The organism is Aeromonas sp. 602396 (genome assembly GCF_049173735.1).
Lineage (GTDB): Bacteria > Pseudomonadota > Gammaproteobacteria > Enterobacterales > Aeromonadaceae > Aeromonas > Aeromonas veronii_A.
The window spans coordinates 15,579-37,288 of sequence record NZ_JAAKSD010000019.1 but is presented as its reverse complement, the minus strand read 5'-3'; the positions used below and the strand labels follow the sequence as shown (position 1 = coordinate 37,288).

Annotated in this window: 18 protein-coding genes; 5 read left to right on the top strand and 13 right to left on the bottom strand. The window is 58.3% G+C overall.

Annotated elements, in window-relative coordinates; translation table 11 throughout:
- The first annotated feature begins 29 nt into the window (after window positions 1-29).
- Entirely contained in the window at window positions 30-2,474 is a 2,445-nt protein-coding gene (locus G5229_RS19040) for a VolA/Pla-1 family phospholipase (protein WP_421210049.1), read from the top strand.
- A 66-nt stretch (window positions 2,475-2,540) separates the two neighbouring features.
- On the opposite strand, the gene glpG is transcribed toward G5229_RS19040, so the two are convergent.
- The 7 genes from glpG to G5229_RS19005 form a co-directional block, all read right to left on the bottom strand.
- The gene (gene glpG, locus G5229_RS19035; RefSeq protein ID WP_265774920.1) at window positions 2,541-3,374 is read right to left on the bottom strand and encodes a rhomboid family intramembrane serine protease GlpG; all 834 of its coding nucleotides are present in this window, start codon (window positions 3,372-3,374) and stop codon (window positions 2,541-2,543) included.
- Window positions 3,371-3,694, bottom strand: coding sequence for a thiosulfate sulfurtransferase GlpE (gene glpE / locus G5229_RS19030; RefSeq protein WP_005355913.1), 324 nt, complete (start codon window positions 3,692-3,694; stop codon window positions 3,371-3,373). The genes glpG and glpE overlap by 4 nt, the downstream gene beginning before the upstream one ends.
- 122 nt (window positions 3,695-3,816) lie before the next feature.
- Window positions 3,817-4,518, bottom strand: coding sequence for an ABC transporter ATP-binding protein (locus G5229_RS19025; protein WP_005339433.1), 702 nt, complete (start codon window positions 4,516-4,518; stop codon window positions 3,817-3,819).
- 10 nt (window positions 4,519-4,528) lie between these two features.
- Complete coding sequence (livG, locus tag G5229_RS19020) at window positions 4,529-5,302, bottom strand: high-affinity branched-chain amino acid ABC transporter ATP-binding protein LivG (protein ID WP_219296971.1); 774 nt, start codon at window positions 5,300-5,302, stop codon at window positions 4,529-4,531.
- Complete coding sequence (locus G5229_RS19015) at window positions 5,299-6,567, bottom strand: high-affinity branched-chain amino acid ABC transporter permease LivM (RefSeq protein ID WP_216952426.1); 1,269 nt, start codon at window positions 6,565-6,567, stop codon at window positions 5,299-5,301. The genes livG and G5229_RS19015 overlap by 4 nt, the downstream gene beginning before the upstream one ends.
- Window positions 6,567-7,493 carry a high-affinity branched-chain amino acid ABC transporter permease LivH gene (livH, locus tag G5229_RS19010; RefSeq protein WP_005339439.1) on the bottom strand — a complete coding sequence of 309 codons (927 nt, stop codon included), beginning with the start codon at window positions 7,491-7,493 and terminating at the stop codon, window positions 6,567-6,569. The genes G5229_RS19015 and livH overlap by 1 nt, the downstream gene beginning before the upstream one ends.
- Window positions 7,494-7,559: 66 nt before the next feature.
- Window positions 7,560-8,681: a branched-chain amino acid ABC transporter substrate-binding protein gene (locus G5229_RS19005; protein WP_227341657.1), complete on the bottom strand. Its 1,122-nt coding sequence runs from the start codon at window positions 8,679-8,681 to the stop codon at window positions 7,560-7,562.
- 434 nt (window positions 8,682-9,115) lie between these two features.
- Between G5229_RS19005 and G5229_RS19000 the strand changes: the two genes are divergently transcribed.
- Window positions 9,116-10,120 (top strand): substrate-binding domain-containing protein, encoded by a 1,005-nt coding sequence (locus G5229_RS19000; protein ID WP_005355925.1) that lies wholly within the window; start codon window positions 9,116-9,118, stop codon window positions 10,118-10,120.
- A 64-nt stretch (window positions 10,121-10,184) separates the two neighbouring features.
- On the opposite strand, the gene G5229_RS18995 is transcribed toward G5229_RS19000, so the two are convergent.
- The gene (locus tag G5229_RS18995) at window positions 10,185-11,510 is read right to left on the bottom strand and encodes a 6-phospho-alpha-glucosidase (RefSeq protein ID WP_227341656.1); all 1,326 of its coding nucleotides are present in this window, start codon (window positions 11,508-11,510) and stop codon (window positions 10,185-10,187) included.
- The gene (locus tag G5229_RS18990) at window positions 11,507-13,096 is read right to left on the bottom strand and encodes an alpha-glucoside-specific PTS transporter subunit IIBC (protein ID WP_227343141.1); all 1,590 of its coding nucleotides are present in this window, start codon (window positions 13,094-13,096) and stop codon (window positions 11,507-11,509) included. Before G5229_RS18990 ends, G5229_RS18995 begins: the two co-directional genes overlap by 4 nt.
- 282 nt (window positions 13,097-13,378) lie before the next feature.
- Between G5229_RS18990 and G5229_RS18985 the strand changes: the two genes are divergently transcribed.
- Complete coding sequence (locus G5229_RS18985; RefSeq protein WP_227341655.1) at window positions 13,379-14,086, top strand: GntR family transcriptional regulator; 708 nt, start codon at window positions 13,379-13,381, stop codon at window positions 14,084-14,086.
- Window positions 14,087-14,242: 156 nt separating this feature from the next.
- Window positions 14,243-15,460 (top strand): 4Fe-4S binding protein, encoded by a 1,218-nt coding sequence (locus tag G5229_RS18980; protein WP_227341654.1) that lies wholly within the window; start codon window positions 14,243-14,245, stop codon window positions 15,458-15,460.
- A 122-nt stretch (window positions 15,461-15,582) separates the two neighbouring features.
- On the opposite strand, the gene G5229_RS18975 is transcribed toward G5229_RS18980, so the two are convergent.
- The 4 genes from G5229_RS18975 to glyQ all read right to left on the bottom strand — a co-directional run bounded on the left by G5229_RS18975 (window position 15,583) and on the right by glyQ (window position 20,875).
- The gene (locus G5229_RS18975; RefSeq protein WP_227341653.1) at window positions 15,583-16,347 is read right to left on the bottom strand and encodes an EAL domain-containing protein; all 765 of its coding nucleotides are present in this window, start codon (window positions 16,345-16,347) and stop codon (window positions 15,583-15,585) included.
- A 542-nt stretch (window positions 16,348-16,889) separates the two neighbouring features.
- On the bottom strand, window positions 16,890-17,753 hold the full coding sequence (locus G5229_RS18970; protein ID WP_227341652.1) for a hypothetical protein: 864 nt from the start codon (window positions 17,751-17,753) through the stop codon (window positions 16,890-16,892).
- Window positions 17,754-17,866: 113 nt separating this feature from the next.
- A complete protein-coding gene (glyS, locus tag G5229_RS18965) occupies window positions 17,867-19,936 on the bottom strand; it encodes a glycine--tRNA ligase subunit beta (protein WP_227341651.1) in 2,070 nt (689 codons plus the stop codon).
- A gap of 9 nt (window positions 19,937-19,945) precedes the next feature.
- Window positions 19,946-20,875 (bottom strand): glycine--tRNA ligase subunit alpha, encoded by a 930-nt coding sequence (gene glyQ / locus G5229_RS18960; protein WP_010672400.1) that lies wholly within the window; start codon window positions 20,873-20,875, stop codon window positions 19,946-19,948.
- A gap of 222 nt (window positions 20,876-21,097) precedes the next feature.
- On the opposite strand from glyQ, the gene G5229_RS18955 reads away from it, so the two are divergent.
- Entirely contained in the window at window positions 21,098-21,670 is a 573-nt protein-coding gene (locus G5229_RS18955) for a DNA-3-methyladenine glycosylase I (protein WP_139494348.1), read from the top strand.
- Window positions 21,671-21,710: the final 40 nt, after the last annotated feature.

Sequence of the window (21,710 nt, the reverse complement as noted above, 5' to 3'; positions counted from 1 at the left end):
ATAACAACCCTATAAAAAGAGAATAAAAAATGAAGAAGAAGCTAATTTATGCAGCTGTTGTCAGCGCTCTGCTGAGCGGATGTGGTGGAGATGACAACAAGGGAGATACTACCAGCTCCCTGGACTATGCCCTGAGTGGAGCCAATGGACTTCGCCCGAGTGTGCTGGCCCCCCGCGCCAGCGATGGTACCCTGAAGTTTTCGACAGAAACTGCTGATCTGTCGAACCCGGTATCTGCCCTCTCCACCCTTGATGGCTGGTCAACCACCCAACCCGTCCAGCTGGTACCGGCGACCGTGACCGGTGTCTCTGTGCCGGCCCCGGCGGCCAGCGAGTATGTCTCTGCCGTTGCGCCCCTCTACCTGCTGGAGCTGGTACTGGATCCGGTGACTCAGCGACCCGTTGGAGTGAAGAACAATAAGACTCTGACCTATGGCACTGACTTTGTGGTGAGTGATGGTGGCGGCAAACTCAATCTGGTTCCGCTCAAGCCGCTCAATCCCTCTTCCTACTACATGATCGTGGCGACCGACTCCCTCAAGGACAGTCGTGGTACGCCGCTCAAGGCCGGCGGTGATTACAGCAACTTCAAATCGACGGCTGGTGCAACCGCGCAGGAGCAGACCATCAGCAGCCTGATTGCGCTGCAGGAAGCGTTGTTCAAGGCCGCTACCGGGATTACCGGCGATCGGGTGATTTTCTCCGACTGGTTTGCCACCCAATCTGGCGCCGATGTGCTGCTGGCTGTGAAGGGAGCTGCGGCCACCGTGTTGCAGAGCCCGACCCTGGATGCCGCATCGTTGTGGAAGCAGGACGCCAAAGGCAACACCAGCCTGCCGGGGACCTATACGATTGATGCGCTCAATGGCGGGGTATCCTTCCTGACCCAGCTGGCGAACGAGCCATTCTTGCCTCAAGATGATCGGGATGCGATTGCTGCCGCTGTCGCTGCCAATGCCACATTGAACGGCATCGCGGCGGTGACCAAGGTGTATACCGGTGCCGTCAAGCTCCCTTACTTCCTCTCTACTCCAGCGATAGCCGGCTCCTGGGACAAGGCCAAGACCCAATCTTGGCATGGCGCCATTCCCAGCCTCTATGCCATCGCCAATGCGTTGAAAGCGGGTGATACCGAGGTGATCGGTGGGCTGGTCGGGGCGGGTGTGGACCCAGTACTGCTGGGTGAGCTGATCGCCGATCCGAGCCGTCAGGCCGATCTGCTGAGGGAGGCGAGCAAGCTGATCGGGGTGACCCTCACCTCGGGTGGCAAGCCGCTGGATGCCGAGCGCAATATCGGTCGTTTCAACCCGCTGCCGACCCTGACCGAAGTACAATCTGTACCGCTGCGGATCTTTGCCCCCACCACTGACCTCAGCACTGTCACCGATGTGATCATCTATCAGCACGGGGTCACCTCCATCAAGGAGAACGCCTATGCGCTGGCGCTGAGCCAGATAGGTGCCGGGTTAGACCCATCAGTGAACAAGGTGGTTGCTGTGGTGGTGATCGATCACCCGCTGCACGGTGAGCGTGGCTATGCCCTGAGCGGCAGCATGGATACCGTCACCACCTCCGAGAACCCGACTCCCTATCTGAATTTGGGTTATCTGACGGTGGCGCGGGACAACCTGAAACAGAGCGTGGCCGATCTGCTTGGCCTTCGCCTGGCTGTCGGTCTGGCCAATGCCAAGGGGCTGGGTGGCCAATTGGGTGGTGCTGGTCTGAAGGTGCATTTCCTCGGTCACTCACTCGGTGCCATTACCGGGGCCAATCTGCTGGCTGTAGCCAACCAGACCACCGGCAGTGCTCAGGCTGATGCCCTGTTCAAGTTCGATACCGGCGGTCTTGCGATGCCGGGTGGCGGCATCGCCCCGCTGCTGCTCAACTCGCCGAGCTTCGGGCCGACCATCAAGATGAGCGTGCTCACCTCGGGCAGTCCTGAGTTGAAGGCCGGGTTTGAGGCTTATGCTCCCGGTTGCCAGACGGCGGTGCCGACCTGTTTCGTGAACGAGTTCCTGCCCAGTCTGGATGCGGCTACTCAGGCGGGGGCTGCGAGCACCTTGCAGAGCTATACCTTTGCCGCCCAGTCAGTGCTGGACTCTGCCGACCCGATCAATCTGGGCAGTGGCGTCGCCAAGAGCTTCCCGCTGTTCGCCACCGAAATTGTTGGTGATGGGGCGCTCAGCTTACCGGATCAGGTGATCCCCAACAGCATCGCCTCCGCGCCTTTGGGTGGTACCGAGCCGCTGTTCCGGGTACTGGGTTTGCAAGAGCTGAAGGGTTCCGGCGTGCTCCCGGCGGGTCACCATGCTGCGCGCTTCCTGAAAGGGGGCCATAGCTCGCTGCTGGCCCCTGACGAGAACTTTGATCCGACTGGCGCGGTCACCACCGAGAGCCAGACCCAGTTCGCCAGCTTCTTTATGAGTGGCGGTGCGGCGGTCAAGGTGACTGACGACACCCTGCTCAAGCAGTAACTGCGCAGACCATAAGCAAACGCCGCCCTTCGGGGCGGCTTTCTCGTTTCTGAAACTGCTGAATAATCAGGTCGGCTGGTGGTTGCGATCCAGCCAGCCTTGCAGCAGGCCGACCAGCAGGCCGGTCAGGTGGGCGATGTTGGCGGTGCTGGTTCCGAGCATGTCGAAGAAGCCGAGCACCATCCAGAACAGCATAAAGCCCATCAGCGCCGGTGGCAGAGTCAGGCCACAGGCCGGTTGCAGCTTGCTGCGCAGCCAGCAGTAGCCGAGCAGGGCATAGACCACGCCGGAGAGGCCGCCAAACAGCGGGCCGCTGGCGAAGAACTCGGCGATATTGGGCAGGGCGGCGCCCACCAGCAGCAGGATCAGCAGCTTGCCGCTGCCAAGGCGCTGCTCGATCTGACCGCCGAGATACCACCACCACAGCAAGTTGAACACCAGATGGAGTACCGAGAAGTGGATCAGGGCGGGGGTGAAATAGCGCCACGCCTGCCAGTCGGTGAACTGGGCCAGCGTCGGGTGGAATGCCAGTTCATCGTAGATGGGTAGGCCGATGGCCTCGATGCCGTAGATGGCGAGGCAGGCGATGATCACCACCAGCGTCAGTGGCCCCGCCTGATGGAGGAAATCGGTGATGGGATCCGTCATCCCCTTGCTGTAGTCGATGCGGGCATCGGCGCGGCCGGATTGCCAGGAGGCTTCCATATAGCGCGGGTGGCCCGGCTCGGCCAGAAAGCGCTTCACCTCCAGCTGGGCTTGGGCAAGGCGTAGCTCGTCCGCCAACCAGATGGTGACCCCCAGCTCGGACTGGGTCAGCTCGCAGGAGATCCCCAGGGTCGCCAGATAGTCCACCAGCGCTTGTGCCATGCGGGCGTTGTCGAGCACTAGCAGCTGGATCATGCCTCGCCAGCCTCGATGGGAAACTCCCGGCGCCACGCCTCGAAACCGCCATCCAGACTGTAGACCTCGTCATAACCCTGTTGCAGCAGGTATTGGGCGGCCCCCTGACTGCTGTTGCCGTGATAGCACATCACGATGACCGGGGTATCGAAATCCACTTCGTTCATAAAGCGCACCAGGGTGCCGTTGGTGAGGTGGAAGGCGCCGACCGCGTGGGCCGCTTCAAAGGATTGCGGGTCGCGAATATCCACCAGACGGGCTTCACCCGCGCTCAGTTTCTGGTGGGCATCATGGGCATTGATATGGGCAAACTGGTCCATCGGGATGTCCTGCGAATAGGTTGATTACGGGCCAGTGTACCGCAAGCTTGGGCGCAAACTAACCCCACAAAAGATAAGGGAGCCAGCGGCTCCCTTGTTGATATGGCATGCGGGTGAGTGGGTTAACCGCCCAGATAAGCCTGCCGCACCGCCGGGTTGGCCAGCAGGGCGGCGCCCGTGTCTTGCAGCACCACGTGGCCGTTCTCCAGCACATAGCCGCGGTCGGCCAGCTTGAGCGCCTGGTTGGCGTTCTGTTCCACCAGAAAGATGGTCATCCCCTTCTGCCGCAACTGTTCGATGGTGTCGAAGATCTGCTGAATGACGATGGGGGCCAGCCCCAGCGAGGGTTCATCCAGCAGCAGCAGGCGCGGTTTGCTCATCAGGGCGCGGCCGATGGCCAGCATCTGCTGCTCGCCGCCGGACATGGTGCCTGCGCGCTGCTCCAGTCGCTCATGCAGGCGCGGGAACAGGGTGAACACCTGATCCAGCAGGCCATGCTGCTCGGCCTTGTCGACGAAGAAGGCGCCCATCAGCAGGTTCTCCTCCACCGTCAGGCGGGCGAAGATACGGCGCCCCTCCGGCACCACGGCGATATCCTTGCGCATGATGCGGGCGGTGGTGAGGGAGCTGATCTGTTCCCCCTCAAACCAGATGGAGCCGCTGCTGGGCTTGGGCTCGCCGCAGAGGGTCATCAGCAGGGTAGTCTTGCCCGCGCCGTTGGCGCCGATCAGGGTGACGATTTCCCCCTCTTTCACCTCGACGCTAACATCGTGCAGCGCCTGAATTTTGCCGTAGTGGGTCGATACGTTGCGAAGTTCTAACATCTTGTTTTCCTTACGACTCGCCCAGATAGGCCTTGATCACTGCCGGGTTGTTACGGATCTCATCCGGCTTGCCATGGGCCAGCGGGGTGCCCTGGCTGACCACGAAGATGCGGTTGGAGATGCCCATCACCAGCTTCATATCGTGTTCGATCAGCAGCACCGAGACCCCGAATTCGTCCCGCAGGCTCATGATGAGCTCGTCCAGCTCGTCGGTCTCCTTCGGGTTGAGGCCGGCAGCAGGTTCATCCAGCATCAGCAGCTCGGGACGGGTCGCCATGCAGCGGGCGATCTCGAGGCGGCGCTGCTGACCGTAGGCCAGATTACCGGCGGCGCGGTTGGCAAGATCCTTGAGGCCCACTTTATCCAGCCAGAAGGCGGCCCGCTCCAGCCCCTCCTGCTCCGCCCGGCGGAAGGCCGGGGTCTTGAACAGACCGGCGATAAAGCTGGTGTTGAGGTGCTGGTGCTGGGCAACCAGCAGGTTCTCCACCGCTGTCATCTCCTTGAACAGCCGCACATGCTGAAAGGTACGCACAATCCCCTTGCGGGCGATGAGGTGGCCGGGCAACCCCTGGATCTCCTCACCCTTGTAGCGGATGATGCCGCCGCTCGGGCAGTAGAAGCCGGTCAGGCAGTTGAAGATGGTGGTCTTGCCCGCGCCGTTGGGGCCGATGATGGAGATCACCTCGCCCTTGTCGATATCCAGTTTTACCCCGTTGACTGCCAGCAGGCCGCCGAAGCGCATCGACAAATCAGAGACTTCCATTAACTTCTGATGAGTACTCATTTCTTCAACTCCAGATGCGGACGGGTCATCGGCAGCAATCCCTGTGGTCGCCAGATCATCATGAACACCATCAAGAGGCCGAACATCAGCATGCGGTACTCGTTGAACTCGCGGGCCAGCTCCGGCAGCACCGTCATCACGATGGCTGCCAGCACAACCCCGATCTGGGAGCCCATGCCGCCCAGCACCACAATCGCCAGCACAATGGCCGACTCGATAAAGACGAAGGATTCCGGGCTGATAAAGCCCTGCCGCGAGGCAAAGAAACTCCCCGCGAAGCCTGCGAAGGTGGCGCCTATGGTGAAGGCGGTCAGCTTGATGATGGTGGGGTTGAGCCCCAGCGATTTGCAGGCGATCTCATCTTCCCGCAGCGCTTCCCAGGCTCGGCCAAGGGGCATGCGCAGCAGGCGGTTGATGACGAACAGGGTCACCACCACCAGCACCAGCGCCATCAGGTAGAGGAAGATCACCTTGTGGTTGGCGTTGTAGGTAATGCCGAAGAAGTTGTGGAAGGTATCAAAGCCCCCATCCTTGACGGTGCGGTTGAACTCCAGCCCCCCCAGCGTCGGCTTGGGGATGCCGGAGATCCCGTTCGGGCCGCCGGTCAGGGTAGTCATGTTGTTGAGCAGGATGCGGATGATCTCGCCAAAACCCAGGGTGACGATGGCCAGATAGTCCCCCCGCAGCCGCAGCACCGGGAAACCGAGCAGGAAGCCGAAGGTAGCGGCCATCAGCCCGGCGATGGGCAGGCACTCCCAGAAGCTCAGTCCGAAGTAGGTGTTGAGTAGGGCATAGCTGTAGGCACCGACCGCGTAGAAGCCGACATAGCCGAGATCGAGCAGACCGGCGAGGCCGACCACCACGTTCAGCCCCAGCCCCAGCATGATGTAAATCAGGGTGAGGGTGGCGAGATCGATGGCGCCGCGAGAAGCCATAAAGGGCCAGCTCACCGCAAACAGCAGCACCAGCACGGCGGTGAGGTTATAGAGCTTGGGCGCCTCTTCCGGGCTCGGCAGCACCAGCTTGGTGAAGCCGACCGAGAAGCCGCTGATGGAGGCCTGAAACAGCTTGGCAATCTGGCCGCGCAGCATCTGGAACCAGAAAACAATGGTGGCGCCCCCCAGTAGCCAGGCCAGCGACACATCGAGGCGGCTCACTACCTGCAGGCTGGAGCCATCGGTCTCCAGCTTGAAGCCGAGCAGCCAGAAGGAGAGCACCAGCAGCACCAGGCTGGCGATACAGGCGTGGATCAATTGATGTTTCATCACACTTTCTCCACTTCCGGACGACCCAAGATGCCAGTAGGCATAAAGAGCAGCACAAAGATGAGCAGGGCAAACGCCATCACATCTTTGTACTCGGTGCTGAGATAACCGGCGGTGAGCGCTTCAACCACCCCCAGCAGCAGGCCGCCCAGTACGGCGCCCGGAATGCTGCCGATACCGCCCAATACTGCGGCAGTGAAGGCCTTCAGACCGGCCATAAAGCCGAGGTAGGGGTTGATGACGCCGTAATACATGCCGAGCAGCACCCCGGCCACGGCGGCCAGTGCAGCCCCCAGCACGAAGGTGATGGAGATGACCACGTGGGTGTCGATGCCCAGCAGATTGGCCATCTTGATATCTTCCGAACAGGCGCGGCAGGCGCGGCCCATGCGGGAGCGGCCGATGAACTGGGTCAGCGCCAGCATGGTGATGAAAGTCACCACGAAAATGATCAGCTGCATATAGGAGAGGCTGGCCTGAAAACCATCCTCACCCCCCAGGGTCCAGCCACCTGAGATCAGGCTGGGCATGGCGATATCCCGCGAGCCCTGAGCCATGCGCATCATGTTCTGCAAGAAGATCGACATGCCGATGGCGGAGATGAGGGGGATCAGCCGGTTGCCACCGCGCAGTGGCCGGTAGGCGACTCGCTCGATGCTCCAGCCATAGGTGCCGGTGATGATGATACTGACCAGGAAGGCGCCCCCCAGCAGTAGAAAGGTGCTGTCGATGCCCATCATCATGAGCCCCGCCATCACCATGAAAGCGACATAGGAGCCGATCATGTAAACCTCGCCGTGGGCGAAGTTGATCATGCCGATGATGCCATAGACCATGGTGTAGCCAATGGCGATCAACGCATAGGTGCTGCCTATGGTTAATCCGTTCAGCAGTTGCTGAACGAGATAAAGGAGGTGTTCGGACATACTGCGTTCCCTGTACTTGCCCGCAAAGAGAGGAGGGGGTGAGCGTACTCACCCCCGATCGGCAGATTATTTGACTTGGCTGGAAGTACCGTCAGCGTGCCACTGGAACACACCAAATTCGAAGCCTTTCAGGTCACCGTTAGGTGCCCAGGTCAGGGGGCCCATCACGGTATCGATCGGTGCGGCCTTGATGGCGGCGGCAACGGCGGCCGGGTCATCTTCACCCGCCTTGGCGATACCGGCAGCCAGGCTCTGCACCGCGGCATAGGTGGTCCAGACGAACGGGCCGGAGGAGTCCTGACCCTTGGCCTTGAACGCCGCCACCAGCGGGGCGTTGGCAGGCACCAGATCGTATTTGTTCGGCAGGGTCACCAGCAGGCCTTCGGAAGCCGGGCCGCCGATGGCGGAGATATCCTTGTTACCGACCCCTTCCGGGCCCATGAACTTGGCTTTCAGCCCCTTCTCGCCAGCCTGACGCAGGATCAGGCCCAGCTCAGGGTGATAGCCGCCGTAGTAGACGAAATCGACGTTCTCTTTCTGCAGCTTGGCGATCAGGGCGGAGAAGTCCTTGTCACCGGCGGTGATCCCTTCATAGGCCACCACCTTCACGCCAGCCTTGTCCAGTGCTGCTTTGACGCTGGAGGCGATCCCTTCACCGTACTGCTTCTTGTCGTGGATAACGGCGACGCGCTGGGGTTTGACCTGCTCGATGATGTACTTGGCGGCAGTCGGGCCCTGATCGCTATCCAGACCGATGGTGCGCAGAGTCAGCTGGTAACCGCGCTCGGTGATCTTGGGGTTGGTGGAGGCGGGGGTGACCATCAGGATCCCCTCGTCTTCATAGATGTCGGAGGCGGGCAGGGTATTGTCGGAGCAGAGGTGGCCGACCACGAACTTGACGCCATCATTCACCACCTTGTTGGCGATGGCTACCGCCTGCTTGGGATCACAGGCATCGTCATAGATGACGGCTTCGATCTGCTTGCCATTGATACCGCCAGCCTTGTTGATTTGCTCGACCGCCATCTTGCCGCCGGTGAACTGCATGTCCCCGTACTGGGCAACCGGGCCGGTGAGCGGGCCTGCGATACCTATCTTGATGGTGTCTGCCGCGTGGGCGATGGAGATCGATCCAAACAGAGCCAAAGAAACCGCTGCGCCAACTGTGATTTTGCTCAACTTATGCATTGATTCGTCCCTTAATCAGTGGATTGTTTCATTTACGAGTGCCATTCCGGATCGACATCCCGTGCATCCGGCTATAGGTATGGTTCTATCATTCCTCACGGGGCAATAACAAGCTGTTAAAGATACTAACCAGAGGGGGTGGGGTGGGCTTATTTTGAAATAAATGACCTGTCATTTGTGTTGAATTGGAATTTAGTATCGATTCTTCGCCTTAACATCTTGGTAACCAGAGGTGATTATGATGAAGCACAGAGGATTAGTCTGGTGATATTTTACTCTGATGGTGCTCCCATTTTGACCATTAATCGTTTGCGCAAACAGAAATGAGCGCCTAAATTAGCCGGCATTGACAATTCCGTGGCAGAGCCCGTTAAAACCAAGCCTTTATTCGGGAAATCTGCTAATGTTCCGCCTTTGACAGTCAGGAGACAGAGATGGCCACTATCAAGGATGTCGCCTCGCGCGCAGGCGTATCCATCTCCACCGTCTCACATGTGCTCAACCACACTCGGCGGGTCAGCGAAGACGCGACCCAGAAAGTGATTGAGGCGGTGGCAGAACTCAACTACGCGCCCAACTCGGTAGCGCGCAGTCTTAAGATAAATTCGACCAAGACCATTGGCATGCTGGTGACCACCAGCGTAAACCCCTTCTTCGCGGAAGTGGTGCAAGGGGTTGAAGCGTACTGCTTCGAACAGGGCTACAGCCTGATCCTCTGCAACACCGAAAACCAGCCGCCTCGCCAACAGCATTACCTGAGAATGCTGATGGAAAAACGGGTGGATGGTCTGCTGGTATTGGGGACCGATATCGACACCCCGTTGCGCGACATGCTGCGCATCCACAAGAACGTGCCGCAGGTGGTACTGGATTGGGGGACGGAGTGCGATTTCGCCAACGTCATCAACGACAACGCCCGCATCGGCGCCCGCATGGCCGTACGCCATCTGCTGGAGCTGGGGCACCGCGACATCGTCTGCATCACTGGCCAGCTCTCCAAGCCGACCACCCAGCAGCGGCTGGACGGGGTACGTGATGCGCTGGGCGAGCACGGTCTGACCCTCAAAGATGAACAGGTCTTTGAAGGGGATTACGAGAGCCAGAGCGGCTTCGATGCCATGCAGCGCATCCTGGCCCTGCAGCCTCGTCCGACCGCGGTCTTTGCCTTCGACGATCCCATGGCGATCGGCGCGATTTGCGCTGCCTGGGAAGCCGGAGTCAAGGTGCCGGACGATATCTCCATCATCGGCTACGACGATGTGGAGATGGCGCGCTTCTCCAGCCCGCCGCTGACCACCATCCGTCACCCGAAGGCCGAACTGGGCCAGCTGGCGGTGAAGCATCTGGTCAGCCGGATCCGCAACAAGGAGCTGGAAGTGGAATCGATGACGGTACAGCCCGAGCTGATCGTCCGTCGCTCGGTCAAACCGCTGCGTTAATCCGCACCCGTTGCCAACACGAAAAACCCCCTCTGTCACGAGGGGGTTTTTGTTTATGGGCGGTTTATTTCAGTTCCGGCCAGTAGGCTTTGTTGGCCTCTATCAAGTCATCGAGAATGGACTTGGCCACCGAGGCGCTAGGTACTGTCTTGGAGAGGGTGATGGCTTGCCACAGCTTCTGGTAAGAGTGCTCAACCCAGGCTTCGACCACCAGTTTCTCGACCGCGACCTGTTGGCCCATCATGCCCTGCTGGAACAGCGGGATGCTGCCCACCTGCAACGGCTCTGGCCCACTGCTGCCGACCAGGCAGGGGATCTCGACCATGGCTTCCGGGTCAAAGTTGGGGATAGCGCCGCGATTGGGTACGATCAGCAGCATCCGCTCCTGAGTGTTGAAGGCGATGGCGGTTGCCAGATCCACGATATAGGAGGCGTGTTCATCGATCTCCAGCTCGCCAGCTGCTGAGTTGCCTGCCTTGACGATCTCGGTGCAAGCGGTAAAGACCTGCTTCTCGCGGTGCTCCATTACTTCGTTGGCGCGAGTGTGTTCCGGGTTGGAGTGGGCCACCACATAGTCCGGGTAGAGGTAGTACTTCAGATAGGTGTTGGGCAGGGTATCCGGGTCGAGCGCCCATACATCCTTTGCCTTGGCGAAGGTATCGTTCCAGCTGGCTTCGGCATGACTGGCGCTGTTGGGCACATAGCCGTGGCGGGCAACGTGCTCCTTGATCTTCGGCATCAGGTCGTTGCCTTCCAGATCCTCGATGCGGGTCCACCAGCCAAAGTGGTTGAGGCCGTAGTAGCGTACCCGCATCTCTTTGCGGGATTTGAGACCGGCAATCTGGGCCATGCGCCCCTCGATCCCGATCGGCATGTCGCAGATGTTGAGAATTTTGGCGTTGGGACGCAGGCGACGGGTCGCTTCGGCGACGATGGCGGCCGGGTTGGAGTAGTTGAGCATCCAGGCATTGGGTGAGTACTGCTCCATATAGTCGACCAGCTCCAGCACTCCGCCGATGGAGCGCATGCCATAGGCGATACCGCCCGGGCCGCAGGTCTCCTGACCGACCACGCCATGACGCAGCGGGATCTTCTCGTCCAGCTCGCGCATCGGATATTTGCCAACCCGGATATGGGCCATGACGAAATCTACATCGCTAAACGCTGCTTTGGGGTCGGTGCCATAGCTGAAGGCGATCTCGGGAGCCTTCTCTTTCAGCAAGATTTTGCAGGCTTCGGCGATGATCTCCTGACGGGCACCATCGTTGTCGTAGAATTTGATCTCCTTGAGCGGGAAGCGATGCTGATTTTCCAGCAACATCAGAACGATACCTGGAGTAAAAGTGCTACCACCACCGGCAATGACTACAGAGAATTTTTTCATGATCATGACTCCATTACTAAAGACGATTGTTGATGACTGTTGTTCATAATCGATTCCATATTTTCACGTACCTGAGGTACATGCAGACCGATAATTACCTGGATACTATCGCCATGGCGGACGACACCATGGGCTCCCAATTTAATAAACTCCTCATCTGCATCTGCTAGCTTGCTGTTAACCAGCGATATTCTTAAGCGCGTGGCACAATTATTCAGACTGCGTATATTTTTGACTCCACCAAGCGCTTCGATAATTTGTGTTGCACTATCACTGCTACGCTGGTTTTTGGCTGCCTGATAATCTGACTTGGAATAAAGCTTTATTTCACTGTCTTCCCGGCCCGGTGTTTTAAGATTGAGCCTGATAATCAGCGCGCGGAATATCAGGAACCAGATGCCGGTAAAGACCAATCCGATAGCGATCTGGGTGAACATCATTCCCGCATGGTTGTGGAACATGGGTATCCAGTTCTGCGGCAGGAACTGGTCGAGCAGACCTCCACCCATGTTGCCGACCACACCAAACAGGTACATCACAGTCGACATGGTGGCTGCCAGCAGGGCGTGGATGGCAAACAGCAGCGGCGAGATGAAGAGGAAGGTGAACTCCAGCGGCTCGGTGATGCCGACCAGAATGGCGGTCAGGGTGGCCGGGATCAGCAGGCCTGCAACCTTGGCCTTGTTCTCTTTGGCTGCCGTGGCATAGATGGCCAGGGCAATCCCCATGGCACCGAAAATCTTCGAGTTGCCATGCAGGGCAAAGCCACCCTGAGGGAACTGTTCAATCAGCGGGCGAGTGCTCTGGCTGAACTCCAGCATGTGCTGCGCCCAGTAGAGTTGAATGCCCCCCTCTACTGCCGCTGGGCCGAAGATGAAGGGGCCGTAGATAAAGTGATGCAGGCCGGTCGGGATCAAAATCCGCTCGAGGAAGGTGTATACCCACACCCCGACCGGACCCGAGATCAGCATGAAATTCTGCAGGGAGGCGATGCCCATCTGTACTTTTGGCCAGCCAAGCAGGGTCAGCCAGGCACAGGGGATCATCACGAAGAAGGCGACAATGGTGACAAAGGAGCTGCCCTGAAAGATGCCGAGAAAGACCGGCAGTTGGCGATCAAACAGGCGGTTGTGCAGTGCCGTCACGGTGCCGGAGATGACGATGGCCCCTATGATGCTGGTATCCAGGGTCTTGATCCCCGCTACCATGGCGAGGCCACTTTCACCCCCTATATCCTGACTGAAGTCGACCCCGAAATAACTGCCCCAGGTCATGCCCATGGCGTTGATAAAATAGTTCCAGGTCATGAAACTGACCAATACAGCCAGACAGGCTCTGGCTTGTGCCTTATTTGCCAGACCGATTGGCAGGCCAATCGCAAATATAAGCGGCATATTCCTGAATACTGTCCAGCCACCCTCTTCAATAATATGGATGATCTGGAAGAATAATCCTTGTGGGTTTGCCAGTGATTCACCGACAAACATCGGGTTTTTCAGCATAATTGCAATGCCTACTACCATACCTGCAAAAGGAAAAAGCAGTACAGGAGTGAACATTGCTCCGCCAAAACGTTGAATTTGACTGAGCATATATTGTCCCTTGGTTGAAATAGCTAATCGAATCCTTGCCGGTGTTGCCAGATGCAAATTAGCAACGATAAAAAGAGACCTCATGAAATATCTTGGAATAATGTGATCTGACGCATGCAGTTATTTAGACAAAGATGTCTAACTTTTGCGATATTGTTGTACCTCTTGGTTTCGTGATGTTCTTGCAGCTTTGGTTGAAAGTTAAGTTATTGTTTTTAAGCAATTTAGTCACTTGATTCAGAATAAGATGGTTGGCATTGTGACCACAGGAGATGTCTAGCAGTGATCTATAAATCGGTGGCTGATCGACTCAGGATCAGGGTAAACGGTGCCGAGTGCCGGGTGGGAGATGTGTTGCCCGGCGAAAAAGCGCTGGCAGAACAGTATGGCGTCTCCCGCATGACCATTCGCAAAGCGGTAGACATGTTGATCGAGTGGGGATTGGTCGAGCGGCGCCACGGCAGCGGCACCTATGTGACAAAAAAGGATGTCCAGCATGAGACCAAAGGGCTGAGCGGGTTTACCGAACTGATGCGCGAGCAGGGGCGCACTTTGACCAGCCAGGTGTTGGAATTTCGCACCATGCCTGCGCCACCGGCCATCGCCAGTCAGCTGAGGGTGAAGGTGAATGAACCCGTCTATTACTCCAGCCGGATCCGCTCGGTGGATGGTCGGGCTCTGCTGCTGGAAGAGAGCTATATGCCGGTCAGACTGTTTCGCAATCTGTCGGTCGCCCATCTGGAAGGGTCCAAATTCGACTACATCGAACGGGAGTGCGGCATCGCGATTGCGGGCAACTATGAGTGCTTCAGCGCCGTGCTGGCGGATCGGGCTACTGCCGAGCTGCTCCATATCGAGCAGGGGGCCCCTATCCTGCGGCTCACCTCACTCTCATACAGCGAGAGCGGAGAGTTCCTCAACTACTCCATCATGTTCCGTAATGCCAACGACTATCACGTTGACTACCACCTCCACCGTGCCCGCGGTTAGTGCCTGGCTGATGAGGCAGCGTGTCGTTGAAAGAGGGGAGAGCCTGCGAGGGAGGCATTGGCCATAACTCCTCCCTCGGCCCATGCAGATCAAAATAATCAACTCAAATGTTAGTTATCCTTGCTGCCGGATCCGGATGTAGGCAGTGGGGGATGCATGAGCGTGATTGAAGCGATAACCATGGTGGCCGGTATGGTTTATCTGGTGTTGTTGGCGTGGCAGGTGCGCACCGGCTGGCCGGGGCGTCTTGCGCTCGGCCTGCTGGGGCTGGTCTGGTTGCTGGCGGCCGACAGCCTGCTCTGGCTCGCACTGGGGACGGTCACCGCCGTGCTTGCCCTCCGGCATCAGAGGCGGCCGCTGCCCGTGTTCGGGGCGATCGACAGTCAGCAGTTGCGGGCAGGCACTCGCCATCTGCTGCTGCTCTGCTGGGGGCTGGTCACAGTGCAATACAGCCTGCATATCTGGCAGTTGGGACAGGGGATGAGCCCCTGGCTGGTGCGCCCGGACGTGGTGGATGCCTTCCTGCCCATCGCCGGTGGCCTCGGGCTGCGGGCCTGGTTCGCGCAGGGGTTGGTGGATCCCCACCATCCGGCAGCCACCGTCACCGTACTGGTACTCTCCCTGTCGGCCCTGCTGCTGGGGCGGGCGTTCTGTGCCTGGTTCTGTCCGCTCGGGCTGGTGGGGGAATGGCTACATGGCCTGCGCCACCGGTTGCTGCCGGGGGAGTGGAGCCCGCCGCGCTGGCTGGATCTTGCCCTGCGCACCCAGAAATTTCTGGTGCTCGGCTTTCTGCTCTTCATCATCCTGCTGGCGGTGCCGGCTGCTGCCCTGCCCGGCTACTTCACCAGCCCCTACCATCAGGCGGCGGACATGAAGATGGGAGCCTTCTTCTTCAACCTGACCCTGATCTCGGGTCTGTGCCTCGGCTGGGTGTTGCTGCTTACCGCGACCTTTCGTCAGGGATTCTGCCGCTACCTTTGCCCCTATGGCGCCTGGCTCGCCCTGCTGGGGCTACTGACGCCGCTGCGCATTCGCCGCGACCCGGCCCGCTGCCTGCGAAGCCTGGGTCATGACTGCGACAAGTGCAGCCGGGCCTGTCCATCGCGCATTGCGGTGCACCAGCTTATCGCAGTTCGCAACCTGGAGTGCACCGGCTGCCTGAGCTGCGTGGCCGCCTGCCCCAAGCGGGCCGAGGCCCTGCACCTTGGCAGCAAGGTGAAGCGGCTTGCACCGAGCCGTTTGCTGGTGCTGCTCTGCCTGTTGCTGCTGGTGCTGCCGTTGCTCGCGTATGGCCTGCTGGAGATCTGGGTCAGCCAGACGCCGCTGGCGATACGGGCTCACCTGCTGCAACTGTTGCCACAGCTGACCCATTAACCGGGGAGGGTGACTGTGTGACCATGGCGCAAGGTCACAGGGTATGCACATGGACACCCTCGGGTGTCCGTTTTCTTATTCGGGCGGGTGTGGGTTGAGGGGGGCAGTGCAGACCGACTGGCTTACAGGCTGGCGAAATCTACTTCCGGCAAGTTTTCAAAGCCGGGGCGGGCAAACAGATAGCCTTGCATCAGGCTGACGCCCATCTCCCGCAGGCAGGCCATCTCTTCGCGGGTCTCGATCCCCTCCGCCAGCGGGGTGATCTGCAACTCGGCAAACAGCGCCAGACAGTGGCGCACTATGGCTTGTCGGGTCGGGTCCTGGTCGATGCCCCGCAGCAGGTGCATATCGAGCTTGACGATGTTGGGGTGAAAATCGGCCAGCAGGTTGAGGCCCGAGTAACCGGCGCCAAAGTCATCGATTGCCGTCTTGAAGCCGAGGGCCTGATAGTGATCGACGATGCCGCGAAGATGCTGGCTATCCTGCACCTGCTCCACCTCGGTCAGCTCGAACATGATCTGCTCGATGGGGAAGTGGTGTTCGCGGGCCGCCTGCAGGGTGGTGCGGATGCAGCGTTCCGGACGGTAGACCGCATTGGGCAGAAAGTTGATGCTCAGCATGCCCCGCATATCGAGCCGGGCGGCCAGTGCGATGGCCTTGATGCGGCACAGCTGGTCGAAGCGGTAGCGATTGCCATCGTTGACCCGGGCAATCACGCTCTGCGCCGGTTCGTTGTTGATCCCCCGTACCAGCGCCTCATAGCCGAATATGGTGCGCTGGCTGCAATCGACGATGGGCTGGAAGGCCATGGTGAAATCGAAGTCGAGCTCGGCTTTCTCCTGACACAGCTGGCAGATGGCGGGGGACGGGGCGGCAGGTATATCCATGACTCTCCTCTCGGGGCGTGGCGGCGCTGGGCACTGTCTCAAATGATAACAGCTCATTACCCCCCTGTAGGTTCGATTAGCGCAGCGTAATCGGACGATCGAGAGGCTTTGATTACGGTTGTTGCCGTGATTCAGGGGCGGCCAGCCGTAGGGGGAAGTGCGGCTGGCCGTGATAGCGGGAGAATCCATTTACGCGAACGTCCGATTACGCCTGACGGCTAATCGAACCTACGAGTTGCCCCCTTCTCCCCTTGCGGGAGAAGGGTTGGGGATGAGGGGGCGTAATGCCAACCCAAGGTCAATGTTGAGCTTCTCGATGTTCGGCACCGACCGGCATGCTCCGCAATCCACCGCTTTCTGTAGGTTCGATTAGCGCAGCGTAATCGGACGAACGAGAGGCTTTGGTTGCGGTTGTTGCCGTGTAACAGCGTCGGCCAGCCGGAGGGGGAATTCGACTGGCCGTTATGGTGGGAGAATGGATTTACGCGAACGTCCGATTACGCCTAGCGGCTAATCGAACCTACGAGCAGGTGCCCCTGTAATTAATTGTCAATTGTTCTCGCCTCTTCAAGCAAAGTGAAAATTTTATTAATACTTATGTTGTGTTTTTCATCTAGTTCTTTAAGGTCATTTTTTGCTACATCAAGAAGATATTGTGAGACCTTTCTTTTTTTATCAATAAAGGACTCTTGTATGGTTGCTGCTATGCGTTCTAGAATACCACCAATATCTCTCCCTTCATTCTCCACAAGCTTATTTAGCTCTATACAAGCAGATAAGTACTGAAATTGTGTTAGCAACACGTTATCTCCGACACCTCTAGTATCCCAGAGTCTTTCTTCAACAAATCGCAGCGATACTTCATGACCCAAATGACTAATTTTAATGTGTTTAATGCAGTCAGCTATGCTCGCTTTGACCGTTTCTATTTGTCCATATAGTTCATCCGTAGTTTTATCTACTTCTGAATGTAATACATGAAGATTATCTATTTTTGAATTGAGTTGAATCACTACGCTTTTAATTTCACTGTTTATGCTTTCCTGGACATTATGGATCTTTTTAATTTGACTTATTTCTCTCTCGGAAATAAGTGCTGATACTTCATCAAGAATACTTTTTTTATCTTTTTCGTGGAGTTTGAAGTTTGACCACCATCCAAAACCTAGAAGCAATGCTAATATCCCAAAAACAGAACCAAGAGACCAATAAACAGTATCTAAAATTTTCTCATGAAACTCCTTCATGATTTTATTTTCTATCTTTAACTCCTCGAATTCTTTTAATTTATAAACCGTTTCTATATCAACTGATGGTGTAGTAGTTATATTTATAGTGCTATCTTTATGGTTTTCAACTGATGTTGCAGATAATAATGCGAATATGAATAATATGATTTTGCTCATATGTGACTCTGGAAAGTTATTAGTAATATTAATTTATCTTTTTTGTTTATATTCGGTCAAACAAAAACGGCGCCTTAACGGCGCCGTTTTTTATATCACTGATTCAACCAACATCACTGCAATAGGGAGATATCCGCGACTTGCAGGAACAGGTTGCGCAGGTTGTTCAGCAGTGCCAGACGGTTGGCCTTGAGGGCTTCGTCGTCGGCCATCACCATCACCTCGTTGAAGAAGGTATCGACCGGCTCGCGCAGGGCGGCCAGACGGGTGAGGGCAGCCTGATAGTCACCGGCGGCGAACAGCGGGGCCAGTTCGGCTTGCAGTTCGGCAACCTGGGTGGCCAGAGCCTTCTCGGCGGCATCGACCAGCAGTTCCGGTTTAACGGCAGTCGGCAGTTCGCCTTCGACCTTGGCCAGAATGTTGCTCACGCGCTTGTTGGCGGCAGCCAGTGCCAGTGCGGCATCCAGCGTGCGGAAGTGGCTGACGGCCTTGACGCGACGATCGAAGTCGAGCGGACGGGTCGGGCGGCGGGCCAGTACGGCCAGCACCACGTCGGCACCGATGCCTTCGTCCTGATAGGCGGCGCGGAAGCGGCCCAGCATAAAGTCGACCACGTCGGTAACGACGGTTTTGTTGGTCAGCTTGTCGCCGTAGACGCGTACCGCTTCTTCAACCAGTTCAACCAGATCCAGATCCAGCTGCTTCTCGGTCATGATGCGCAGGGCACCGATGGCGGCGCGACGCAGGGCGAACGGGTCCTTGTCACCCTTCGGCAGCATGCCGATGCCGAAGATACCGGCCAGGGTGTCGAACTTGTCGGCCAGCGCGACGGCGCAGGCCACCAGACCGGACGGCAGGGCATCGCCGGCAAAGCGCGGCATGTACTGCTCGTTGAGGGCCACGGCCACTGCTTCATCTTCGCCATCGTGACGGGCGTAGTGCATCCCCATGACACCCTGGGTGTCGGTGAACTCGCCAACCATGTTGGTCATCAGGTCACACTTGGAGAGCAGACCGGCACGCTTGGCCTGAGCCACGTCGGCACCGATGCGCTCGGCGATAAAGCCGGCGACGGTCTCGATACGCTCGACCTTGGCCTTGACGGTGCCCAGCTGTTGCTGGAACAGCACGGTTTCAAGGCGCGGCAGGCGGGAGGCCAGAGTCTGCTTGAGGTCGGTCTTGAAGAAGAACTCGGCGTCAGAGAGACGGGGGCGAACCACCTTCTCGTTGCCGCTGATGATCTGGCTCGGGTCCTTGGACTCGATGTTGGTGACGAAGATGAACTTCGGCAGCAGCTTGCCGTTCTTGTCGTAGACCGGGAAGTACTTCTGGTCACCCTTCATGGTGTGAACCAGCGCTTCAGCCGGCACGGCCAGGAACTTCTCTTCGAAGTTGGCGGTCAGCACCACAGGCCACTCGACCAGTGCGGTCACTTCTTCCAGCAGGGCGTCGTCCAGATCGGCCACGCCACCGAAGGCGGCAGCGGCCGCTTCGACGTCAGCCTTGATCTTGGCCTTGCGCGCCATGAAGTCGGCAATCACCATGCCGCGCTCCTGCAGGATCTGCGGGTACTGGCTGGCGTTGTCGATGGTGAACTCGCTCTCGCCCATAAAGCGGTGGCCGCGGATGGTGCGGGCAGAGTCGATACCCAGAATGTGGGCGGGAACCAGCTCGCCATCCAGCAGCAGGGTCACGGTGAAGACCGGACGCACGAACTGGATGGTCTTGTCGCCCCAGCGCATCATTTTCGGGATCGGCAGTTTGGCCAGTGCGGAGGCGACCAGCTCGCCCAGCAATTCTTTGGCCGGACGGCCTTCGACCTTGGCGGTGTGAACCAGCCACTCACCCTTGTCGGTGACCAGACGCTCGGCCTGCTCAACGGTGATGCCGTTGCCACGGGCCCAGCCTTCGGCAGCCTTGGTCGGCTTGCCTTCGGCATCGAACGCCTGCGCTACGGCCGGGCCGCGCTTCTCGACGCTCTTGCTCGGCTGTTCGCCGGCCAGCCCGCTTACCTTCAGCGCCAGACGGCGCGGTGAGGCAAACCACTCGACGTCGCCGAAGGCCAGATCGGCCTTGGTCAGTTCGGCTTTGAAGTTGTCGGCAAAGGCTTCGGCCAGGGAGCGCAGGGCTTTGGGCGGCAGCTCAGCAGTACCGATCTCTACCAGAAATGTATGTTGTGCCATGTCCGTTCCTTAACCTTGCTTGTTCTCGTTGCTGCCACGTTGGCACATCGGGAAGCCCAGCGCTTCGCGGGAGGCGTAGTATGCCTCTGCCACGGCCTTGGTCAGGGTGCGAATGCGCAGGATGTAGCGCTGACGCTCGGTGACCGAGATGGCCTTGCGGGCATCCAGCAGGTTGAAGGAGTGAGCGGCTTTCAGGATGCGCTCGTAGGCAGGCAGCGGCAGCGGTTTTTCCAGTGCCAGCAGATTCTGGGCTTCCTTCTCGTACTGCTCGAAGCAGTGGAACAGGAACTCCACATCGGCGTGTTCGAAGTTGTAGGTGGATTGCTCCACTTCGTTCTGGTGGAACACGTCGCCATAGGTGGTCTTGCCCAGCGGGCCGTCAGACCAGACCAGATCGTAGACGCTGTCTACGCCCTGAATGTACATGGCCAGACGCTCGAGACCGTAGGTGATCTCGCCGGTGACCGGCTTGCACTCGAGGCCGCCAACCTGCTGGAAGTAGGTGAACTGGGTCACTTCCATGCCGTTCAGCCACACTTCCCAACCCAGACCCCAGGCACCCAGAGTCGGGTTTTCCCAGTTGTCTTCCACGAAGCGGATGTCGTGGATTTCAGGATCCATGCCCAGCTCTTTCAGGGAGCCCAGATAGAGTTCCTGAATGTTGTCGGGGGAAGGCTTGATGATCACCTGGAACTGGTAGTAGTGCTGCAGGCGGTTCGGGTTTTCACCGTAGCGGCCGTCAGTGGGACGGCGGGACGGTTGCACGTAGGCGCAGGCGATGGGCTCCGGGCCCAGGGCACGCAGACAGGTCATGGGGTGGGAAGTACCGGCACCCACTTCCATATCCAGCGGCTGAATGATGGTACAGCCCTGGCGGGACCAATAGTCCTGCAGCTGCAGGATCAGGCCCTGAAAGGTTTTGACATCGAATTTTTGCATAATTTTTTTCGCGCGAAGTGAAAATCAGAGCAAGATTTGCTGAATGTGAACCGAGGGAGTATACCGTCTGGCATGGTCGGATAATAGGCGAAATTGCAGCGGATTCGCGGGATGGTGCTGGGCTCTGGCTGGTCGGGCGGGATGTCCGGTATATGATGTGAGCAGTGCCGCCTGTAGAGTGGGCAGGGTCGGGTACACCGCTGAAATAACGAGGGAGAGGAAATGGAACTGCGCTGCGCCTGGGTGACCAAAGACCCGGAATACATTGAATACCATGACAAACAGTGGGGCAGGCCGGTCTATGACGCCCGCGAGCTGTTTGCCAAGCTTTGCCTCGACGGCCAGCAGGCGGGGCTGTCGTGGATCACCATCCTCAAGCGTACCGAGAGCTACTACCGCGCCTATGCGGACTTTGATCCGGTGCAGATTGCCCGGTTCGACGAGCAGGATGTAGAGCGGCTGATGCAGGACACCGGCATCATCCGCAACCGGCTCAAGGTGCAGTCGATCATCAGAAACGCCCGCGCTTATCTGGCGTTGCAGGAGCAGGGGATCGACTTCGCCGACTACCTGTGGGGCTTTGTTGGCGGCGCCCCCATCGTTAACCAGCGGCAGGGCAACGGCGATATTCCGGCGACTTCGCCGGAGTCGGATGCCATGTCGAAAGCGCTCAAGAAGCTCGGCTTCAACTTCGTCGGCAGCACCATCTGTTACGCTTTTATGCAGGCGGTGGGGATGGTGAACGATCATCTGGTCAGCTGTCCTTGCCATGCCGAGTGTCAGTTATCGCGCTGACAACCCGTCGATCGCCCAAAAAAACATCACTCTCGCCGTC

Coding starts and splice junctions, on each gene's coding strand:
- G5229_RS19040 (WP_421210049.1), top strand. CDS start 30: ATGAAGAAGAAGCTAATTTATGCAGCTGTTGTCAGCGCTCTGCTGAGC.
- glpG (WP_265774920.1), bottom strand. CDS start 3,374: ATGATCCAGCTGCTAGTGCTCGACAACGCCCGCATGGCACAAGCGCTG.
- glpE (WP_005355913.1), bottom strand. CDS start 3,694: ATGGACCAGTTTGCCCATATCAATGCCCATGATGCCCACCAGAAACTG.
- G5229_RS19025 (WP_005339433.1), bottom strand. CDS start 4,518: ATGTTAGAACTTCGCAACGTATCGACCCACTACGGCAAAATTCAGGCG.
- livG (WP_219296971.1), bottom strand. CDS start 5,302: ATGAGTACTCATCAGAAGTTAATGGAAGTCTCTGATTTGTCGATGCGC.
- G5229_RS19015 (WP_216952426.1), bottom strand. CDS start 6,567: ATGAAACATCAATTGATCCACGCCTGTATCGCCAGCCTGGTGCTGCTG.
- livH (WP_005339439.1), bottom strand. CDS start 7,493: ATGTCCGAACACCTCCTTTATCTCGTTCAGCAACTGCTGAACGGATTA.
- G5229_RS19005 (WP_227341657.1), bottom strand. CDS start 8,681: ATGCATAAGTTGAGCAAAATCACAGTTGGCGCAGCGGTTTCTTTGGCT.
- G5229_RS19000 (WP_005355925.1), top strand. CDS start 9,116: ATGGCCACTATCAAGGATGTCGCCTCGCGCGCAGGCGTATCCATCTCC.
- G5229_RS18995 (WP_227341656.1), bottom strand. CDS start 11,510: ATGATCATGAAAAAATTCTCTGTAGTCATTGCCGGTGGTGGTAGCACT.
- G5229_RS18990 (WP_227343141.1), bottom strand. CDS start 13,096: ATGCTCAGTCAAATTCAACGTTTTGGCGGAGCAATGTTCACTCCTGTA.
- G5229_RS18980 (WP_227341654.1), top strand. CDS start 14,243: ATGAGCGTGATTGAAGCGATAACCATGGTGGCCGGTATGGTTTATCTG.
- G5229_RS18975 (WP_227341653.1), bottom strand. CDS start 16,347: ATGGATATACCTGCCGCCCCGTCCCCCGCCATCTGCCAGCTGTGTCAG.
- G5229_RS18970 (WP_227341652.1), bottom strand. CDS start 17,753: ATGAGCAAAATCATATTATTCATATTCGCATTATTATCTGCAACATCA.
- glyS (WP_227341651.1), bottom strand. CDS start 19,936: ATGGCACAACATACATTTCTGGTAGAGATCGGTACTGCTGAGCTGCCG.
- glyQ (WP_010672400.1), bottom strand. CDS start 20,875: ATGCAAAAATTCGATGTCAAAACCTTTCAGGGCCTGATCCTGCAGCTG.
- G5229_RS18955 (WP_139494348.1), top strand. CDS start 21,098: ATGGAACTGCGCTGCGCCTGGGTGACCAAAGACCCGGAATACATTGAA.